The following is a 17362-nucleotide window of genomic DNA, read 5'->3' as shown; positions in this document are numbered from 1 at the left end:
CCGTCACACCTGTTCGCCGGGGCCCGGAGCCGACTGGTTCCGGGCCTCGTCGTATGCCGCGCGGGCCGCCTCGACCTCGTCCACCTGCCGCTCGGACCAGCGGGCCAGCGCCCAGACCTGGTCGGCGGCCTCCCTGCCGACGGGGGTGAGCGAGTAGTCCACGCGGGGCGGGATCACCGGTTTCGCGTCCCGGTGCACGAAGCCGTCGCGCTCCAGCGTCTGGAGGGTCTGGGCCAGCATCTTCTCGCTGACGCCGCCGACCGTGCGGCGCAGTTCGCTGAACCTGTAGGAGCGCTCCAGGAGCGCGGCCAGCACGAGCACACCCCACCGGCTGGTGATGTGTTCGAGGACCAGCCGGGAGGGGCAGTTCTGCTGGTTGACGTCCGGGCGTCGGCCGCCCACTTCGTCCAGGATGCTTACCGTCATACCAGTACCTTACTTCAAAGTGGGTACTTTCTCAGAGTTAGTACACCCCCTATGGTGAGTTGTGTTCCACTCGCAGCAGGACCAGCGCCACCCAGGAGAGAACCCCCATGAGCATCGTCGTCACCGGAGCCACCGGCGCACTCGGCCGCCTCGTCGTCGAGCGTCTGCTCGACACGGTCCCGGCCCACCAGGTCGTCGCGGTCGTCCGCGACAAGGAGAAGGCCGCCCCGCTCGCCGCCCGGGGCGTCGAGCTCCGCATCGCCGACTACGACCGCCCCGAGACCCTCGCCGGCGCGTTCCGGGCCGGTGACCGGGTGCTGTTCGTCTCGGGCAGCGAGCCCGGCAGGCGGATACCCCAGCACGCCGCGGTGATCGACGCCGCGAAGGAGGCCGGGGTCGCGCAGCTCGCGTACACCGGGGTGCTGGGCGGGCCCGAGGCGGACTTCCTGCTGGCCGAGGAGCACAAGGCAACCGAGCAGCTGATCCTCGACTCCGGGCTGCCGTACACCTTCCTGCGCAACGGCTGGTACACCGAGAACTACACGGCAAATCTGGCACCCGTCCTGGAGCACGGTGCCGTCGTCGCCAACGCCGGTGACGGGCGCGTCGCCTCCGCCACCCGGGCCGACTACGCGGACGCGGCCGCCGCCGTGCTGACCGGCGAGGGCCACCTGGGCGCGGCGTACGAGCTGAGCGGGGACGTGGCCTGGTCGCTGGCCGAGTACGCCGACGTGGTGGCGGCCGCGGCCGGCAAGGAGATCGTCTACAAGAACGTTCCGGCCCCGGTGCACCAGGAGATCCTCGTCGGCGCCGGGCTGCCCGAGCCCTTCGCCGCGATCCTCGTCGACGTCGACGAGGCCATCGCACGGGGCCTGCTCGCGGGGACGAGCGGCGACCTGGCCCGCCTGATCGGCCGGCCGACCACTCCGCTGGCCGAGACGGTCGCGGCGGCGGTCGCCACGGCCTGAACGGGCACGCCCGCGCCTGTCACGACCGTTTCCCTGAGACGGCAATGACAGAGGGCTCTTCCGGCGCTACCGTCGTGCAGTCGGCCGTCCGCCGACGCAGGAGTGCCGGGAGGGCCCGTGAAGGGGAAGAACGAACAGCGGGCAGGCCTGCTGTACGGAATCGGCGCGTACGGGATGTGGGGCCTCGTGCCCCTCTTCTGGCCGCTGCTGGAACCGTCGGGGGCGGTGGAGATCCTCGCCCACCGGATGGTGTGGTCGCTGGGCGTCGTAGGCATCGCCCTGCTGTTCCTGCGCCGCTGGGCGTGGATCGGGGAGCTGCTCCGGCAGCGGCGGCGGCTGGGGCTGATCGCGATCGCCGCGACGGTGATCTCGGTCAACTGGGGTCTCTACATCTGGTCCGTGAACAACGGCCACGTCGTCGAGGCCTCGCTCGGCTACTTCATCAACCCGCTGGTCACCATCGCCATGGGCGTTCTGCTGCTCGGCGAGCGGCTGAGGCCGGTGCAGTGGACCGCGGTGGCGACCGGCTTCACCGCGGTGCTCGTGCTGGCGATCGGCTACGGGCAGCCGCCGTGGATCTCGCTGGTGCTGGCGTTCTCCTTCGCGACGTACGGCCTGGTGAAGAAGAAGGTCAACATGGGCGGCCTGGAGTCCCTGGCCGCGGAGACCGCCGTGCTGTTCGTGCCGGCGCTCGGATTCCTGCTGTGGCTGGGGGCGAGCGGCGACGCGACGTTCCTGGCCGGGGGCGCGGGCCACGGTGCCCTGCTCGCCGCGACAGGACTCGTCACCGCGATCCCCCTCGTCTGCTTCGGCGCCGCCGCGATCCGGGTGCCGCTGTCGGTCCTGGGCCTGCTGCAGTATCTGGCGCCGGTGTTCCAGTTCGCGCTCGGCATCCTGTACTTCCACGAGGAGATGCCGCCCGAGCGGTGGGCCGGATTCGCACTGGTCTGGGTGGCCCTGATGCTGCTGACCTGGGACGCGTTGCGTACGGCGCGCCGTACGCGGGCCGAGGCCCTGCGCCTGGCCGTACGGGCGGCAGAAGCCTCGGCTCCCCTCGGTACGGCTTCCACTTCCGCGCCGGACACGGACACCCCGGCCATAAAATAGTTACTGAGTTGCCTTTTTAACTCGGTTGCGTTTTCCTGTACGGCAGGACGACGCGACCGAGGAGCCGGCATGACCGACGTACTGATCGTGGGCGCGGGCCCGACCGGACTCACGCTGGCCTGTGATCTGGCCAGGCGTGGCGTCGCGGTCCGGATCGTGGACAGGTCGCCGGAGCATCCGCGCAGTTCGCGGTCGAAGGGCCCCAACGCGCGCTCGCTGGAGGTGCTCGAGGACCTGGGGGTCGTCGAGGCGGTGCTGGCTGCGGGTTCACCGCCGCTCCCGATGCGCAAGTACCGCGACGGCGTGGCGGTCGCGGACTCCGACCCGTACGCCGGTTCCTCGCCGACGCCGGACGCCCCGTACGACCGGGGCCGGCTGATCGCCCAGTGGCGGCTGGAGGAGATCCTGCGCGACCGCCTCGCCGGGTACGGCGTGGCGGTGGAGACCGGCACCGAGGTCGTGGGCCTCACCGACGACGGATCCTCGGTGACCGTCGCCCTCGCCGACGGCTCCACGGCCGGCGCGCGGTACGTGGTGGGCTGCGACGGTGCCCACAGCCGCGTACGGAAACTGCTCGGCGTCCCGTTCGAGGGGGAGACGGACGAGGAGCAGATGATGGTCTGCGGCGACGTCGAGATCGCCCCGGGCGTCCTGGACCGGGGCATCTGGCACCAGTGGTTCGACGAGGACGGAGCCGTCATGCTCTGCCCCATCCCCGGCACACGGACGGGCTGGTGGTTCCAGTCGGGCCCGGAGCGTGACGCGGACGGCCGGCCCCTCGCCCCCGCCCTCGACGGTTTCAGGCGGCTCTTCGCCCGGCACACCCGGCTGCCGGCCGACAGTCTCACCGGAGCCACACTGCTCTCGACGTACCGCGTCAACGTGCGCATGGCCGACCGCTACCGGGTGGGCCGGGTGCTCCTGGCCGGGGACGCCGCCCATGTGCACGCCATCGCGGGCGGGCTGGGCATGAACACCGGCATCCAGGACGCCTACAACCTCGGCTGGAAGCTCGCCCGGACGCTGCGGGGGCGGGGCGTGCCGGGGCTGCTGGACACCTACGAGGAGGAGCGGCTGCCGGTCGCCACCTGGACGCTGGACCTCACCTCGGAGCGGCTGCGGGCCACGCTGGAGGCGATCAGGGAACCGGGCGGCGGACTGGACACCGCGATCACCCCGTCGACGGCGGGGCTCGACCGCGGCTACCGGTGGAGCTCCCTCGCCCGGCCGGGAAGCGGGGACGGCGTACGGTCGGGCGACCGCGCGCCGGACGCCCCCTGCACCGAGGCCGCGACGGGTGCACCCACCCGTCTGTTCCGTGTCTTCGCCGGTCCGCACATCACGGTGCTGGGCTTCGGGGCGGGCGCGGAGCGGGCCTTGCGGGAGGCGGCCGCCACCCATGGCGACGCGGTGCGGACCTTCCGGGTGTACGACGCCGGGGCCTCCGGGCCCGGCGCCGGCGCCCCGGAGGCGCTGCGCGACCGGGAGGGGCTCGCCCACGCGGCCTACGGCGTGGACGGCGACACCGTCGTCGTGGTCCGGCCCGACAATCATGTGGGGCTGATCGCGGACGCCCGCGACCGGGACGCGGTACGGCGGTATCTCGCCGCGCTGGACGGGGCGCGGGAGCCGGATCCGATGAGTGTGGCAAGCATGGTGGACGGCACCCGCAAAGGCTGATTGAGTGCCCGGATGGGGACGATCCTGAGGGACATGAGGCACGTTCAGTGGCATGAGCTGCGCCACGCCCAGGGCTCCGCGTCCCAGGTCCCCGGGTTGCTGTCACGGATCGCCTGGGGCGACAGCGAGTCGGCCGAGGACGCCCTGAGCGATCTGAGGCAGTGGATCGGCGCCATGGCCGTGTTCGACGCGACGGCCGCCACGGTGCCGTTCCTCTGGGAGCTCGCCGCCATGGAGACCGTGAAGGACCGCGTGGGGGTGCTCGGCCTGCTGGGGACGATCCTCGCCCATGGCCACGCGCACCATCCGGAGTGGACCAGGGACGCGCATCTGGCGGTCCTGGCCGGCCGGACGACGGCCGAGCGGCTCGCCACGGACGGCGATCCGGCGGTGAGCGCGGCTGCCGGGGCCCTGGTGACCGTGTGCGCCGGACACGTCTGCTCGGCCTGCCCGCCGCGGTGAGAGCGGGGGCGGACACACCCCCGCGACCGGCGAACCCGGCCTCCGCCGAGGGGGCCGACCGTCCCCGCAGGTCAGCGACGTACGACGGGAAGGCGATCTCTCTAGGCTGAGCCCATGTTCACGCCACCCGCCGCATACACCCTTGTCGCCACGGATCTGGACGGCACGCTGCTGCGTTCCGACGACACCGTGAGCGCCCGCTCACGTGCCGCCCTCGCCCGCGCCACGTCGGCCGGCGCACGGCATCTGATCGTCACGGGCCGGCCGGTGCCCGGCATACGCGCCCTGCTCGCGGACCTCGGCTACGACGGGCTCGTGGTCTGCGGCCAGGGCGCACAGGTGTACGACGCCGGGTCGGCCCGCATGCTGAGTTCGGTGACCCTGGACCGGGAGCTGGCCGACACCGCGCTCGGCAAGATCGAGGCGGAGGTGGGGCCGGTGTTCGCCGCGGTGGACCAGGACGGCGCCGACGGCCGGACCCTGATCGAGCCGGGCTACCGCATGCCGCACCCCTCGCTCCCCGCTCAGCGCGCCGGGCACCGGTCCGAGCTGTGGGCCGCGCCCGTCATCAAGGTCCTGATACGCCACCCGGAGCTGACGGACGACGAGCTGGCCGCCGCCGCCCGGGGAGCGGTGGGCGATCTGGCGTCGGTCACGATGGCGGGCCCCGGCACGGTGGAGCTGGCCCCCTTCGGCGTGGACAAGGGCACGGGGGTCACCCTGGCCGCCGGGGTGCTCGGCCTCGACCTCGCCGGCGCGGTGGCGTTCGGCGACATGCCCAACGACCTGCCCATGTTCCGCCTGGCCGGCCACCGGGTGGCGATGGCCGACGCTCACGCGGAGCTGCGGGCCGCCGCCGACGAGATCACGCTCTCGAACGAGGAGGACGGCGTCGCGGTGGTCCTCGAGCGGCTGTTCGCCTGAGACCGCACGTGCCGCCGGCCGGGACCATGCGCCGCCCGGGGCTTCACGACACATCCGGGGTCTCGCGGCCCGTGAGGCTTCGCGACACCCCGCGGCCGAAAAGCACCTCCCCAAAACTTCATGCACATGCATATGATGCGTACGCAGGTAAAAGCCGTACGCAATCAATCGGGGGCATGGCATGACCACGCGCGACTTCCTCTTCCTGCTCGGCAGCAGCCGCACCGGCGGCAACACCGAGACGCTGGCCCGGCTCGCGGCCGAGCAGCTCCCGGCCAGCACGCGACAGCGGTGGCTGGACCTGCGGGACCTCCCGCTGCCCGACTTCGAGGACCGGCGGCACGCGGACGGCCAGCCTGCCCCCACGGGTAACTCCGCGACCTTGCTGGAGGAAACACTCGCCGCCACCGACGTGGTCATCGCCTCGCCGCTGTACTGGTACTCCGTCTCCACCTCCACCAAGCGCTACCTCGACCACTGGTCGGGCTGGCTGGAGGCGCCCGGCGCCGACTTCCGGCGGCGGATGGCCGGGAAGACGCTGTGGGGGGTCACCGCGCTCGCGGACGACGACCCCGCGGTCGCCGAACCGCTCGCTGGAACCCTGCGGAATTCCGCGCGGTACCTCGGGATGCGGTGGGGCGGGGTGCTGCTGGGCAACGGCACCCGGCCCGGTGACGTACTGACCGACACCGAGGCCGCGGCCCGGGCGAAGGTCTTCTTCAGCTGACGCGCCCGGCCCCGGGGTCGCCCCCACCGCCGGAGGCGTCCCCGGGTTCGCCGGCGCCGGCCAGGGACCGCAGGACATGGGCCACCAGCGCGGCGACCGTCGCCTCGTCCTGCGCCGGCTTCCGCAGCACGTGGCGGTAGTAGACGGGGCCGTAGAGCATCTCCACCGCGAGCGGCAGATCGGCGCCGTACGGTATCTGCCCCTGCTCCTGGGCACGCCGCATGCGCCCCACGGCGGCCTCGAAGCGCGGGTGGACCAGCTGTTCGCGTACGGCCAGCGCGAGCGCGTCGTCGTGATGCATCTCGGACAGGATCCCGGCGTAGGCCGGGCCGTACGGCGCCGTGGAGACCAGCTTCACCGCGCTGTTGATGTGCGTCCGCAGATCGGCCTCGATGTCACCGGTGTCGACGAACGGCGTGGAGCCGACGAACACCTCGGCGAACGCCTCCAGCATCACCGCGCCCTTCGACGGCCACCAGCGGTAGATCGTCTTCTTGCTCACGCCGGCGCGGGCCGCGATGGCCTCGACGGTGACCCGGCCGTACCCCTTCTCCGTACACAGCTCCAGGGCGGCGTCCAGCGTCGCCCGTCGTGACCTCTCGCTGCGGCGCAGGGAACTCGGCGATGTGATCATTCGGTGAGCATAGGGGGATTCCGCCCACCGCTTATTGACAGGTCGTCGCCAAAAGTCGAACAATGACCAGGCTGGAAACGGAACGTACCGTGTCGTGACGTTCCGTGCAGCACACCGTTCGTGCCGTTCGTGCCGCGACGAGCCGATCGGGGGACGGCTCGACCGGCCGACGGTACGGACGGCCCGTGCCGGGCCCCTCAGACGGTGACGTCCCTCGTGGTGAAGCGCGCCCAGGCCGCGGAGCCGAACACCGCCGCGTACACCGCCTGCAGGCCCAGATTCCTGGCCATCTCGTCCCAGTGGACCGGGTCCCGCAACAGGTCCGTGAAGGACAGCCAGTAGTGCGGGAAGAGATACGGATGAATCCCGTGCAGCTGCGGCATCGTGTCCAGGATCTGCACGGTGATCAGCACGCCGACGGTGGCCGCCATCGCCGCGATCCCGCTGTTGGTAAGCGTCGAGACGAAGAGGCCCAGCGCCGCGAAGCCGACGAGGGACACCGCCACCGCCACCGCGATCAGTCCGGCCCGCAGGAGTCCCTCGCCGAAGCCGATCCGGGTGCCCGAGATCGTCGTGACCTCCCCGACGGGGAAGAGCAGCGCCCCTGCCGCGAGCGCCGACGCCGCCACGACCAGAGTGGCGACCAGGCAGAACACCAGCACGGCCGCGTACTTCGCGAGCAGCAGCCGGGTGCGGCCCGCCGGCGCCACCAGCAGATAGCGCAGGGTGCCGCCGCTCGCCTCGCCCGCGACGGAGTCCCCCGCGATGACGCCGACGGCCATCGGGAGGAAGACGGGCAGCGTCGCGGAGAGGGCCGCGAAGACCAGGAACAGTCCGTTGTTGGTGACCTGGGAGAGGAAGGCGGGCCCGCCCCCGCCGCCCGGCCCGGCCTGGGAGCCGTCACCCGTCTCGATGCGGACGGCGATCCCGATGAGGACGGGGACGGCCGCCAGGACCCCGAGCAGGGCCAGGGTCCGCCACCGGCGGAGGGTGGTGGTCAGTTCGGAGCGGAGGATTCCGAGGGTCCACAGCGCACGGCGCGGGGGCGCCGGGGGCGCCGTGAGTTCAGCCTGCGACATCGAATCCCTCTCCGGTGAGCGCGACGAAGGCGTCCTCCAGCGAGGCCCGTTCGACGCCGAAGGCGCGTACGCGGACGCCACCGCGTACCAGGGCCGCGTTGAGGTCCGCGAGTTCCACCTCGCCCGGCGGCGCGTCGGCGCTGACCCGGTCCCCGTCGGTCACCAGGCCCGTCGCCCCGTGTTCCGCGAGGACGCGGGCCGCGTCAACCGGGTCCGGCGTGGTCACGGCGAGCCGGCCCCGGGCGCCCGCGGCGAGCGTGGCGACCGGGCCCTGGACGAGGAGCCGGCCGCGGGCCATCACCGCGGCGTGGGTGCAGACCTGCTCGATCTCGTCGAGCAGGTGGGAGGAGAGGAAGACGGTGGTGCCCTCGCCCGCCAGCTCCCGCACCAGGGAGCGGATCTCGCGCATGCCCTGCGGGTCGAGGCCGTTGGTCGGTTCGTCCAGCACGAGCAGTCTGCGCGGCTGGAGGAGAGCGGCGGCCAGCCCGAGCCGCTGCTTCATCCCGAGTGAGTACGCCTTGGCCTTCTTGCCGGCCGCGGCGGCGAGCCCGACCCGCTCCAGGGCGTCGCCCACTCGCGCGCGCCGGGTGCGTGGGTCGGCGGACGGGTCGGCGGAGTCGAAGCGCACGAGATTGTCGCGGCCCGTCAGGAACCCGTACAGCGCGGGCCCTTCGATGAGCGCGCCGACCTGCGGGAGCACCGCCCGGGCGGCCGCCGGCATGGGGCGGCCCAGGACCTGTGCGGTGCCGGAGGTCGGGTCGATGAGCCCCATGAGCATCCGGATCGTGGTGGTCTTGCCGGAGCCGTTGGGCCCCAGGAAGCCGAAGACGCTTCCGGCGGGGACGGCGAGGTCGAGCCCGTCGACGGCCAACTGCCCGCCGCGGTAGCGCTTGGTGAGCCCGCGCGTCTCGATCACCGCGCCGGGCTCCCGCCCCGTGTCCGGTCCGGCCGTCGCGGCCGCTGTGTCGGTCATACGCACTCCCGGTCCTGTCCCGCCGTGGTCCGGCACCCCGCGACCTGTGTCCGCCGGGCCCTGTCGCACGGACCGCCCCGCCGTACGGAGCGTACGACGGGGCGGGGCGTACCGTGCGTCCTATTTGGCGGTGTCGGCCGCCTTCACCAGCGCGTCCTTGGTGACCGCGCCGACATAGACCTTGCCGTCGTCCGTCAGCAGCGCGTTGACCAGGCGCGTCTTGAAGACCGTGCCCGAGCCGAAGTCGCCGGTGACCTTGTCGCCGAGCGCGTCGAGGAACTGCTGGGCCTCCGCGGGGACACCGCCGGAGCCCTGGGCGGGCAGCCCCGCCCCGCCGGGGGCCTCGATCTCGGCGACGGCGTTCCAGCCCTCGCCGATGACGTTGAGGCCCTTGAAGTCCTCCAGCGCGCCCAGGTCCTTGCGCGCCTTGTCCGCCGTGCCCTTCTTCTCCGCCTCGGCCTTCAGCTCGTCGGCCTCGGTCACCTTCGCGCCCTTGGGCGGGGTGAAGGAGAAGGAGGAGGCGTCGGGCTTCCCGAAGTCGACCTTCGTGAAGCCGGCGTCGACCGCCGCCTTGCCGCCGCTGCTCGGGGCCAGGGTGAACTTCAGCGGTACGCCGGTCGAGGCGTCGACCGCGACGGTGACGGAGCCGATCGTCGAACCGGACTGCTTCGGCTTGATCACGAGCTTGTAGGCGTCGCGTCCCGCCACCTGCGCCGTGCCGCCGACGGTGACGGACGTGGTGTCGTCCGCGGCGGCGAGCGCCTCCTCGGCGAGCTCCTTCGGAGTGGCAGGAACTCCCTCCGGCGCCTTGTGCTCCTCGGCCTTGCCGCCCGGACGTCCGTTTCCGCCGGACTCCGCGTGGTAGACCTCGTTGCTCTCGCTGTCGTATCCCCAGATGTCGTCACCGTTGTGGACGAGGCTGTACTCGGAGCCCTCGCCGAGGATCGAGAGACGCTGCTTGTCGGGGCCGTCGGCCGCGACCCGGAGCGTGTGGGTCCCGGAGGCGAGCTCCATCAGCTTGGCGTCGGGGGACGCGCTCGACTCACCCGATCCCGATGCTCCGTCCGGCGCGAAGGAGCCCGCGAGCCCGCCGAGCGACGGGATTCCGAGGTCGGTGCTGACCTTCACCGTGCCGGACAGCTGCTCCTGGTCCGATGCGGCGATCTTCTCGATGAGTTCCTGCGCGGTGATGTCCGGGAGCTCCGGGTCTCCGGAGTCCGCGAGCGCCGGGACGAGTCCGATCGTCGCGGCCGCCACTCCCGCCACCGCGAACGGGACGATGTAGCGCGCCGCCTTCCGGCGGCCCACGACAGTGCCCGTGGCCTCGCCGTTGGTCTCTGCGCTGTCGTTCGGTGCCATGTGTGCTCTACCTCCGTGGTCGGCGGCTGCCATCCCGTTGCACGTGTCCACTCCCCGCCGCCATTCTCACCCGATGTGGTCAGGAGTGGTTGTTATCCATCTGACCAAATCGGGCGGGGACAAGCGTCAGCCCTCGGGAGCAACTGCGCGTACCTCTCCGGGATGACCCCGGGAGTACACGGTCCACCGAGCCCTTAGGGGTCCCGGGGGTCCTTGGATCAGCCTGCCCGGTGCACCACGGCGTCGCACAGCTCTTCGAGTGCGGCCTTCGCGTAGCACTCGGGCAGCGGCGCCAGCGTCGCCCGTGCCTCCTGGGCGTACCGGACGGTGTCGCGCCGCGCCTGCTCCAGCGCCGGGTGGGCGCGCAGCCTGCGCAGCGCCTCCGCGAGCCGGGCGTCGTCGGCGAGGTCGCCGTCCAGCAGCTCCACGAGCTCCTTGTCCTCCGGACGGCCCTCGGCCGCCGCCCTGGCGCGCAGGTGGAGGACCGGCAGGGTGGGAATGCCCTCGCGCAGGTCGGTGCCGGGCGTCTTGCCCGACTCGTGGGAGTCGGAGGCGATGTCCAGGACGTCGTCGGCGAGCTGGAAGGCGATGCCGAGGCGTTCGCCGTACTGGGTGAGGATGTCGACGACCGACTCGTCGGCCCCCGACATCAGGGCGCCGAACCGGCCGGACACGGCGACCAGCGAGCCGGTCTTGCCGCCCAGCACGTCCATGTAGTGGTCGACGGGGTCGCGTCCGTCGCGCGGACCCGCGGTCTCCAGGATCTGACCGGTGACCAGGCGTTCGAACGCCTCCGCCTGGATGCGGACGGCCTCCGGCCCGAGGTCGGCCAGGATGTGCGAGGCGCGGGCGAAGAGGAAGTCGCCCGTCAGGACGGCGACGGAGTTGCCCCAGCGGGTGTTGGCACTGTCCACCCCCCGGCGTACGTCCGCCTCGTCCATCACGTCGTCGTGGTACAGCGTCGCCAGGTGCGTCAGTTCGACGACCACGGCCGAGGGGACGACGCCCGGAGCGTCGGGGTCACCGAACTGGGACGCGAGCATCACCAGCAGCGGCCGGAAGCGCTTGCCCCCCGCGCTCACGAGGTGCTGCGCGGCCTCCGTGATGAACGGGACCTCACTTTTGGTGGCATCCAGCAGCCCCGCCTCGACAGCGGCCAAACCGGCCTGGACATCGGCCTCAAGAGCCTGGTCCCGCACGCTCAGTCCGAACGGCCCGACGACGGTCACGAGGGGATCTCCTGTCTGCTGACGATCACACGGAATGTCGATGTGTCGTTGTCCTCACTCAACTCAGCGTATCCGGTCCCCTTTGGATCACCGTGGGCGCCTTCCCGCCACCGCCGGTATGTTCGGCATCAGCTCATACGATCAGGAGTTGTCGCTTTGTCCCACGCCCCGACCGGTACCGAACCGGCCCAGCCACCGCCCGGAGACGATCACGCCTTCTTCGGCCAGCCACGGGGTCTGATGACCCTGTCCGGGCTGGAGGTCTGGGAGCGTTTCTCTTTCCTCGGGATGCAGGCCATCCTGGTCCTCTTCTTCGCCGACACGGTCTCCGACGGCGGCATGGGCATGGACCCCGGCACCGCCGCCTCCGTCTCCGCCGCCTACGGCACCCTCGTCTATCTGGTGTCCGTCGCGGGCGGCTGGCTGGCCGACCGGATCCTCGGTTCGTACCGCGCCGTCCTCTACGGCGGCATCCTCATCGCCTGCGGCCACTACGCCATGGCCGTGCCGACCGCCACGATGACCTGGGTGGGCCTCGGCCTGATCAGCGCGGGGACGGGGCTGCTCAAGCCCAATGTCGCCTCGATGGTCGGCAAGCTCTACCGCACCGAGGACCAGCGCCGCGACGCCGGCTTCGCGCTCTACTACATGGGCATCAACATCGGCGCCTTCGCCGGGCCGCTGGTCACCGGCTGGCTCGGCGAGCACGCGGGCTGGCACTGGGGCTTCTCGGCCGCCGCGGTCGGCATGACGCTCGGCCTGATCCAGTACGTCGCGGGCCGGCGTCACCTGGCCGGGCGAAAGCACGCGGCGGAGTACGCCCTCGCCCCCGGCCCGATGCGCCGGGCCGTGCTGACGATCGTGGCCGGCGTCGTGCTGGCCGCCCTGGTGGCGACGGCCCTGACCCTCGCCGGCTGGCTCACGATGGACCGGTTCGTCGACGTCCTCACCCTCGTCTCGGTGATCGCACCCGTCGTGTACTTCGCCGTGATGTTCAGGAGCCCCCGGGTCACCCCGGAGGAGCGCGGCAGGCTCCGGCCGTACGTCGTGCTGTTCCTGGCCTCCGTCGTCTTCAACTTCATCCTCTTCCAGGCGTACTCGACGATGATGCTGCTCGCCTCGACGAACGCCCGTACGGAGATCTTCGGCTTCCACTTCCCGGCGAGCTGGTACGCCTCGGCGCTGGGTGCCTTCGAGGTCGCGCTGGCGCCCGTCGTGGCAGCCGTCTGGGCCCGGATGGGGCCGCGCCAGCCGCACGCCTCGAACAAGATCGCGATCGGGGTGATCCTCGGCGGTCTGTCCTTCCTCCTGATGGTCATCCCCACCTCGGGCCACGCCGACGAGACGTACAAGATGGCCGCCTGGTGGATCGTCGGCTCCTATCTCCTGCTCGGCCTCGGCGACATCCTGCTGGAGACCTCCGGCATGTCCGCCACCACCAAGCTCGCCCCCAGGGCGTTCGCCAGCCAGACGATGGCGCTGTGGTTCCTGTCGCTGGCCCTCGCCAACGGCATCCAGGCACAGATCGTGAAGCTCTACGGCGAGGTCTCCAACCCCGCCTACTTCGGTGTCAATGGCGCTATCGCGGTGGCGGCCGGTGTGGCCGTCATCGCCGCCGCTCCCTGGCTCAAGCGCACCATGCACCCCGTCCACTGAGGTACCGCCATGCAGATCCGCACCGATTTCCCGTACGAGACCACCCACGAGGACCTCTACATCCCTCTGGCGGACGGCACCCAGCTGTACGCCAGGATCTGGCGGCCGGTCACCGACGAACCGGTGCCCGCGCTGCTGGAGTACCTGCCCTACCGGCTCAGCGACTGGACGGCGCCGCGCGACTGGCAGCGCCACCCCTGGTACGCGGGCCACGGATACGCCTCCGTGCGGGTCGATGTCCGCGGGCACGGCAACAGCGAGGGCATGCCGGGCGACGAGTACGACGCGCAGGAGCTCGCCGACGGGGTGGCCGTCGTGCACTGGCTGGCCCAGCAGGAGTGGTGCTCCGGGAAGGTCGGCATGTTCGGGATCTCCTGGGGCGGCTTCAACTCGCTCCAGATCGCCGCGCTCGCACCGGAGCCCCTGAAGGCGGTCGTCACCGTGTGCTCGACCGACGACCGCTACGACAACGACGTCCACTACATGGGCGGCTCCGTCCTCGGTGTGGACATGCACGCCTGGGCCTCCACCATGCTGGCCTTCGTCTCCCGGCCCCCGGACCCGGCGGACGTGGGCGACGACTGGCGGGACATGTGGCTGAGGCGGCTCGAAAAGGTGGAGCCGTTCATCCACACGTGGCTGGCGCACCAGACCCGCGACGACTACTGGAAGCACGGCAGCGTCTGCGAGGACTACGGCGCCGTCAAGGCGAAGGTCCTCGCGGTCGGCGGCTGGCACGACCCGTACCGCGACACCGTCCTGAGGCTCGTCGAGCACCTGGACCCCGGGCAGGTACGCGGGCTGATCGGCCCCTGGTCGCACCAGTACCCGGACCGGGGCCTCCCCCCGGGACCCGCGATCGGCTTCCTCCAGGAGACGCTGCGCTGGTGGGACCAGCACCTCAAGGACGAGGACACCGGGGTGATGAACGAGCCCCTCCTGAGGTCCTGGATCACTGGCTCGCACCCGCCTGCCACGGTGTACGAGACGCTGCCCGGCCGCTGGGTCGGCGACGCGAGCTGGCCGTCCGAGAACGTCGCCCCCGTGGCGTACGCCCTGGCGGGCGGACCGCAGACCGTCCGCTCACCGCAGCAGACCGGGCTGGACGCGGGCCGCTTCTTCCCGTTCGGCAACGACGCCGACCTGCCGCCCGACCAGCGGGACGAGGACGCCAAATCGGTGTGCTTCGAGTTCCCCGTCGAGGACGCCCCCATCGAGATCCTCGGCCGCCCCCGGGTGACGCTCCGGGTCCGGATGGACGTACCGCGCGGCCAGGCGATCGCCCGGCTCTGCGACGTGGCCCCGGACGGGGCCTCCACCCTGGTGACCCGCGGGGCCCTCAACCTCGCCACCCGTCACGGACGCGACCGCGCGGAGGACTGGCCCGTCGGGGAGACCGAGGACGTGACCTTCGAGCTGAACGGCATCGGGCACACCTTCCCGCCCGGCCACCGGATCAGGCTCGCCGTCTCCTCCTCGTACTGGCCGTGGATCTGGCCCCAGGCCGGCTCGGCGGGCTTCACGCTCGAGGCGGACGGCAGCCTCGTCGAGCTCCCGGTGCGCCGGCACACCGAGGACCCGGGCATCACCTTCGGCGAGCCGGAGCAGTCGGAGCCGCTCGGCGTCGTGTACCCGGCCACACTCGACGAGCAGCGCCCGGAGCGTCTGGTGGTGCGGGACGTCGCCAAGGGCGAGTGGCGCCTGGAGGTCGATCCGCGTTACGGCGGCACGCGTGTCTACCCCGACGGGCTGGAGTTCACCGAGGACGCCCTGGAGACGTACACGATCCAGGAGGACGACCCGCTGTCGGCGCGGGCCCGTTCGGACTGGACGATCCGGCTGCACCGGCCGGAGATGGCCTGGGACGTGCGGATCGAGACCCGTTCGGAGACGAGCGCGGACGCGGACGACTTCATCACGTCCAACGAGGTCGTGTGCAGGGACGGCGACGAGATCGTCTTCCACCGGACCTGGGAGAAGCGGATCCCCCGCACGGCGGGCTGACCAGGGTTATCGCGTAACTTTCCGGGCATTACGCCTACTTGAGGCGCTGCCGCCCGCCGACGGCGGCCACGTACCGTGTTCCTCAAGCGACTGGAAAGGGGCAGCGACAGATGCCCGAGCAGAGCAGCCCGCTCGACCTGGCCGAGGGCGATCCCTTCGGTCCGCACAACCTTCCGTACGGCGTGTTCTCCACCCCTGGACGCCCCGAGGACCGAAGGGTCGGAGTCCGTGTGGGGAAGCACGTGCTGGACGCCGGGGCGGCGGCCCACGCGCTGGGTTCGCCGTACGCCCGGCTGCTGGCGCAGCCCAGCCTGATGCCGCTGCTGGCGGCGGGGCGCACCGCGTGGCGGGACGTGCGGCGGGCACTGACGGCGTGGGTGACGGTCCCGTCCCACCGCCCGGACCTGGAACCCCTGCTGTACCCGCTCGACTCGGTGACCCTGCACCTGCCGTACGAGGTCGCGGACTACGTCGACTTCTACGCCAGTGAGCACCACGCCACCAACGTGGGGCGGATCTTCCGTCCCGACGGCGCGGCCCTCACCCCCAACTGGAAGCACCTGCCGATCGGTTACCACGGGCGGGCCGGCACGGTCGTCGTCTCCGGCACGGACGTGGTCCGCCCCTCCGGGCAGCGCAAGGCGCCGGCCGACCCCGTCCCCGTCTTCGGCCCCTCGGTGAAGCTGGACATCGAGGCCGAGGTCGGCTTCGTCGTCGGTGTCCCCTCGGAGCAGGGCTCCCCCGTGGCGCTCGGTGACTTCCGCGAGCACGTCTTCGGGCTCTCCCTGCTCAACGACTGGTCGGCACGGGACATCCAGGCCTGGGAGTACGTGCCGCTGGGCCCGTTCCTCGGCAAGTCCTTCGCGACGTCCGTGTCGGCGTGGGTGACTCCGCTGGAGGCGCTGGACGCGGCCCGGACGGCGCCGCCGGCCCGTGACGCCGAGCTGCTCCCCTACCTGGAGGACGCGGACGACGAGGAGCCGGGCGGCTTCGACATCCGGATCTCGGTGGAGATCAACGGAGAGACCGTCTCCGAGCCCCCGTTCGCCTCCATGTACTGGACGGCTGCCCAGCAGCTGGCGCAGATGACGGTGAACGGCGCGTCGCTGCGCACGGGCGACCTGTACGGCTCCGGCACCGTCAGCGGTGCGGAGCCGGGCCAGCGCGGCTCCCTGCTCGAACTCACCTGGAACGGCCGCGATCCGCTGGACCTGGCCGACGGCAAGCGGACGTTCCTGGAGGACGGCGACACCGTCACCCTGACCGCCTGGGCGCCCGGACCGCACGGCACGCGGGTCGGGCTCGGCGAGGTCACCGGACGGATCACGGCCGCAGCGTGACCGGCGCCGCGCCCACGCTCCCCGAGAGGCTGCTGCTGCTCGCCCTGGATCCCGTTCGCGGCAAGCCGTACTGCCGGGGCCGGTTCCTGGAGTACGGCGTCGCCGGGGCGGTCCTGGCGGAGCTGGAGCTCCAGGGGCGGATCGCCGAGGAGCGCGGCCGGGTGGTCGTCGTGAATCCGCTGGACCCGCCGGATCCGCTGCTCGCGGTGTTCCTGCGGAGCCTTCCGCCGCCGGGCAAGAGCAGGTTCGGCTCGGGGACCCCGTCCCGGCGCTGGGTGCGGCAGTCGGGACGCCGGGCCGAAGGACTGTATCTGGACGCCCTGGTGGAGCGCGACGTCCTGCGCCGGGAGTCCCGCCGCTTCCTCGGCCTGTTCCCGTTCCACCGGCACCCGGCGGGTCCCGCCTCCCCGGCGGAGCAGGTGCGGCAGCGCTTCGAGGAGGCCCGTGCGGCTGACTTCCCCGCCCGCGGGGACCGTCTGCTCGCGGCGCTGGCGGCGGCGGTGGAGCTGCCGTCCGTGGTGAGGCAGGGCGACCGCCGCACGCGCGCGGCGGTGCGGTCCCTGGCCCGCGAGGAGTGGCCCGCGCAGGCCGTGCACCGCAATGTGCGCCAGGACAAGGCCGCAGCGGCCGGTGGCGGGGACGACGGTGGCGGGGGCGGCGACGGCTGACGCCCTCCGGTGTCCGAGGGGTGGTCGTCCGGGTGGCAGATCTTCGCCGGCCGGGCGGAGAACACCTGGTCACGGCGGTACGCCCGGCGTCCGCAGGTGGCGCAACACTGTGGCAACACCATCGCG

Annotated in this window: 16 protein-coding genes; 10 read left to right on the top strand and 6 right to left on the bottom strand. The window is 72.0% G+C overall.

Translation table 11 applies throughout. The features are described 5' to 3' along the window. Window positions 1-3: 3 nt before the first annotated feature. Complete coding sequence (locus OG379_RS22915; protein ID WP_405664955.1) at window positions 4-426, bottom strand: winged helix-turn-helix transcriptional regulator; 423 nt, start codon at window positions 424-426, stop codon at window positions 4-6. A 107-nt stretch (window positions 427-533) separates the two neighbouring features. Between OG379_RS22915 and OG379_RS22910 the strand changes: the two genes are divergently transcribed. The 6 genes from OG379_RS22910 (at window position 534) to OG379_RS22885 (ending at window position 6294) form a co-directional block, all read left to right on the top strand. Beyond that, complete coding sequence (locus OG379_RS22910; RefSeq protein ID WP_405664954.1) at window positions 534-1394, top strand: SDR family oxidoreductase; 861 nt, start codon at window positions 534-536, stop codon at window positions 1392-1394. A gap of 117 nt (window positions 1395-1511) precedes the next feature. Beyond that, complete coding sequence (rarD, locus tag OG379_RS22905) at window positions 1512-2501, top strand: EamA family transporter RarD (RefSeq protein ID WP_405664953.1); 990 nt, start codon at window positions 1512-1514, stop codon at window positions 2499-2501. Window positions 2502-2570: 69 nt separating this feature from the next. Next, complete coding sequence (locus OG379_RS22900) at window positions 2571-4181, top strand: FAD-dependent monooxygenase (protein ID WP_405664952.1); 1611 nt, start codon at window positions 2571-2573, stop codon at window positions 4179-4181. A gap of 12 nt (window positions 4182-4193) precedes the next feature. Continuing rightward, window positions 4194-4643, top strand: coding sequence for a hypothetical protein (locus tag OG379_RS22895; RefSeq protein ID WP_405664951.1), 450 nt, complete (start codon window positions 4194-4196; stop codon window positions 4641-4643). Between the two features lie 114 nt (window positions 4644-4757). Further along, window positions 4758-5567 (top strand): HAD-IIB family hydrolase, encoded by an 810-nt coding sequence (locus tag OG379_RS22890; protein ID WP_393765934.1) that lies wholly within the window; start codon window positions 4758-4760, stop codon window positions 5565-5567. Window positions 5568-5748: 181 nt separating this feature from the next. Then, window positions 5749-6294: a flavodoxin family protein gene (locus OG379_RS22885; protein WP_405664950.1), complete on the top strand. Its 546-nt coding sequence runs from the start codon at window positions 5749-5751 to the stop codon at window positions 6292-6294. Here OG379_RS22885 and OG379_RS22880 read toward each other — a convergent pair. The 5 genes from OG379_RS22880 to OG379_RS22860 all read right to left on the bottom strand — a co-directional run bounded on the left by OG379_RS22880 (window position 6287) and on the right by OG379_RS22860 (window position 11568). After that, window positions 6287-6928: a TetR/AcrR family transcriptional regulator gene (locus OG379_RS22880; RefSeq protein ID WP_405664949.1), complete on the bottom strand. Its 642-nt coding sequence runs from the start codon at window positions 6926-6928 to the stop codon at window positions 6287-6289. The genes OG379_RS22885 and OG379_RS22880 overlap by 8 nt on opposite strands. Before the next feature lie 197 nt (window positions 6929-7125). Continuing rightward, a complete protein-coding gene (locus tag OG379_RS22875) occupies window positions 7126-8007 on the bottom strand; it encodes an ABC transporter permease (RefSeq protein ID WP_405664948.1) in 882 nt (293 codons plus the stop codon). After that, window positions 7994-8980 carry an ABC transporter ATP-binding protein gene (locus OG379_RS22870; RefSeq protein ID WP_405664947.1) on the bottom strand — a complete coding sequence of 329 codons (987 nt, stop codon included), beginning with the start codon at window positions 8978-8980 and terminating at the stop codon, window positions 7994-7996. The genes OG379_RS22875 and OG379_RS22870 overlap by 14 nt, the downstream gene beginning before the upstream one ends. Window positions 8981-9100: 120 nt before the next feature. Beyond that, window positions 9101-10339 (bottom strand): LolA family protein, encoded by a 1239-nt coding sequence (locus OG379_RS22865; RefSeq protein WP_405664946.1) that lies wholly within the window; start codon window positions 10337-10339, stop codon window positions 9101-9103. A gap of 218 nt (window positions 10340-10557) precedes the next feature. Then, window positions 10558-11568 (bottom strand): polyprenyl synthetase family protein, encoded by a 1011-nt coding sequence (locus OG379_RS22860; protein ID WP_405664945.1) that lies wholly within the window; start codon window positions 11566-11568, stop codon window positions 10558-10560. Window positions 11569-11724: 156 nt separating this feature from the next. Here OG379_RS22860 and OG379_RS22855 point away from each other — a divergent pair, with 156 nt between their 5' ends. From OG379_RS22855 to OG379_RS22840, 4 genes are all read left to right on the top strand, one after another. Beyond that, window positions 11725-13224 carry a peptide MFS transporter gene (locus OG379_RS22855; protein ID WP_405664944.1) on the top strand — a complete coding sequence of 500 codons (1500 nt, stop codon included), beginning with the start codon at window positions 11725-11727 and terminating at the stop codon, window positions 13222-13224. A 9-nt stretch (window positions 13225-13233) separates the two neighbouring features. Next, entirely contained in the window at window positions 13234-15228 is a 1995-nt protein-coding gene (locus OG379_RS22850; RefSeq protein WP_405664943.1) for a CocE/NonD family hydrolase, read from the top strand. 110 nt (window positions 15229-15338) lie between these two features. After that, the gene (gene fahA, locus OG379_RS22845) at window positions 15339-16568 is read left to right on the top strand and encodes a fumarylacetoacetase (protein WP_405664942.1); all 1230 of its coding nucleotides are present in this window, start codon (window positions 15339-15341) and stop codon (window positions 16566-16568) included. After that, complete coding sequence (locus OG379_RS22840; protein ID WP_405664941.1) at window positions 16565-17236, top strand: GPP34 family phosphoprotein; 672 nt, start codon at window positions 16565-16567, stop codon at window positions 17234-17236. The genes fahA and OG379_RS22840 overlap by 4 nt, the downstream gene beginning before the upstream one ends. Window positions 17237-17362: the final 126 nt, after the last annotated feature.

This window comes from Streptomyces sp. NBC_01166 (genome assembly GCF_045039765.1).
Classification (GTDB): domain Bacteria; phylum Actinomycetota; class Actinomycetes; order Streptomycetales; family Streptomycetaceae; genus Streptomyces.
The sequence above is the reverse complement of the archived record's forward strand: the minus strand, read 5'-3'. Positions and strand labels throughout refer to the sequence as shown.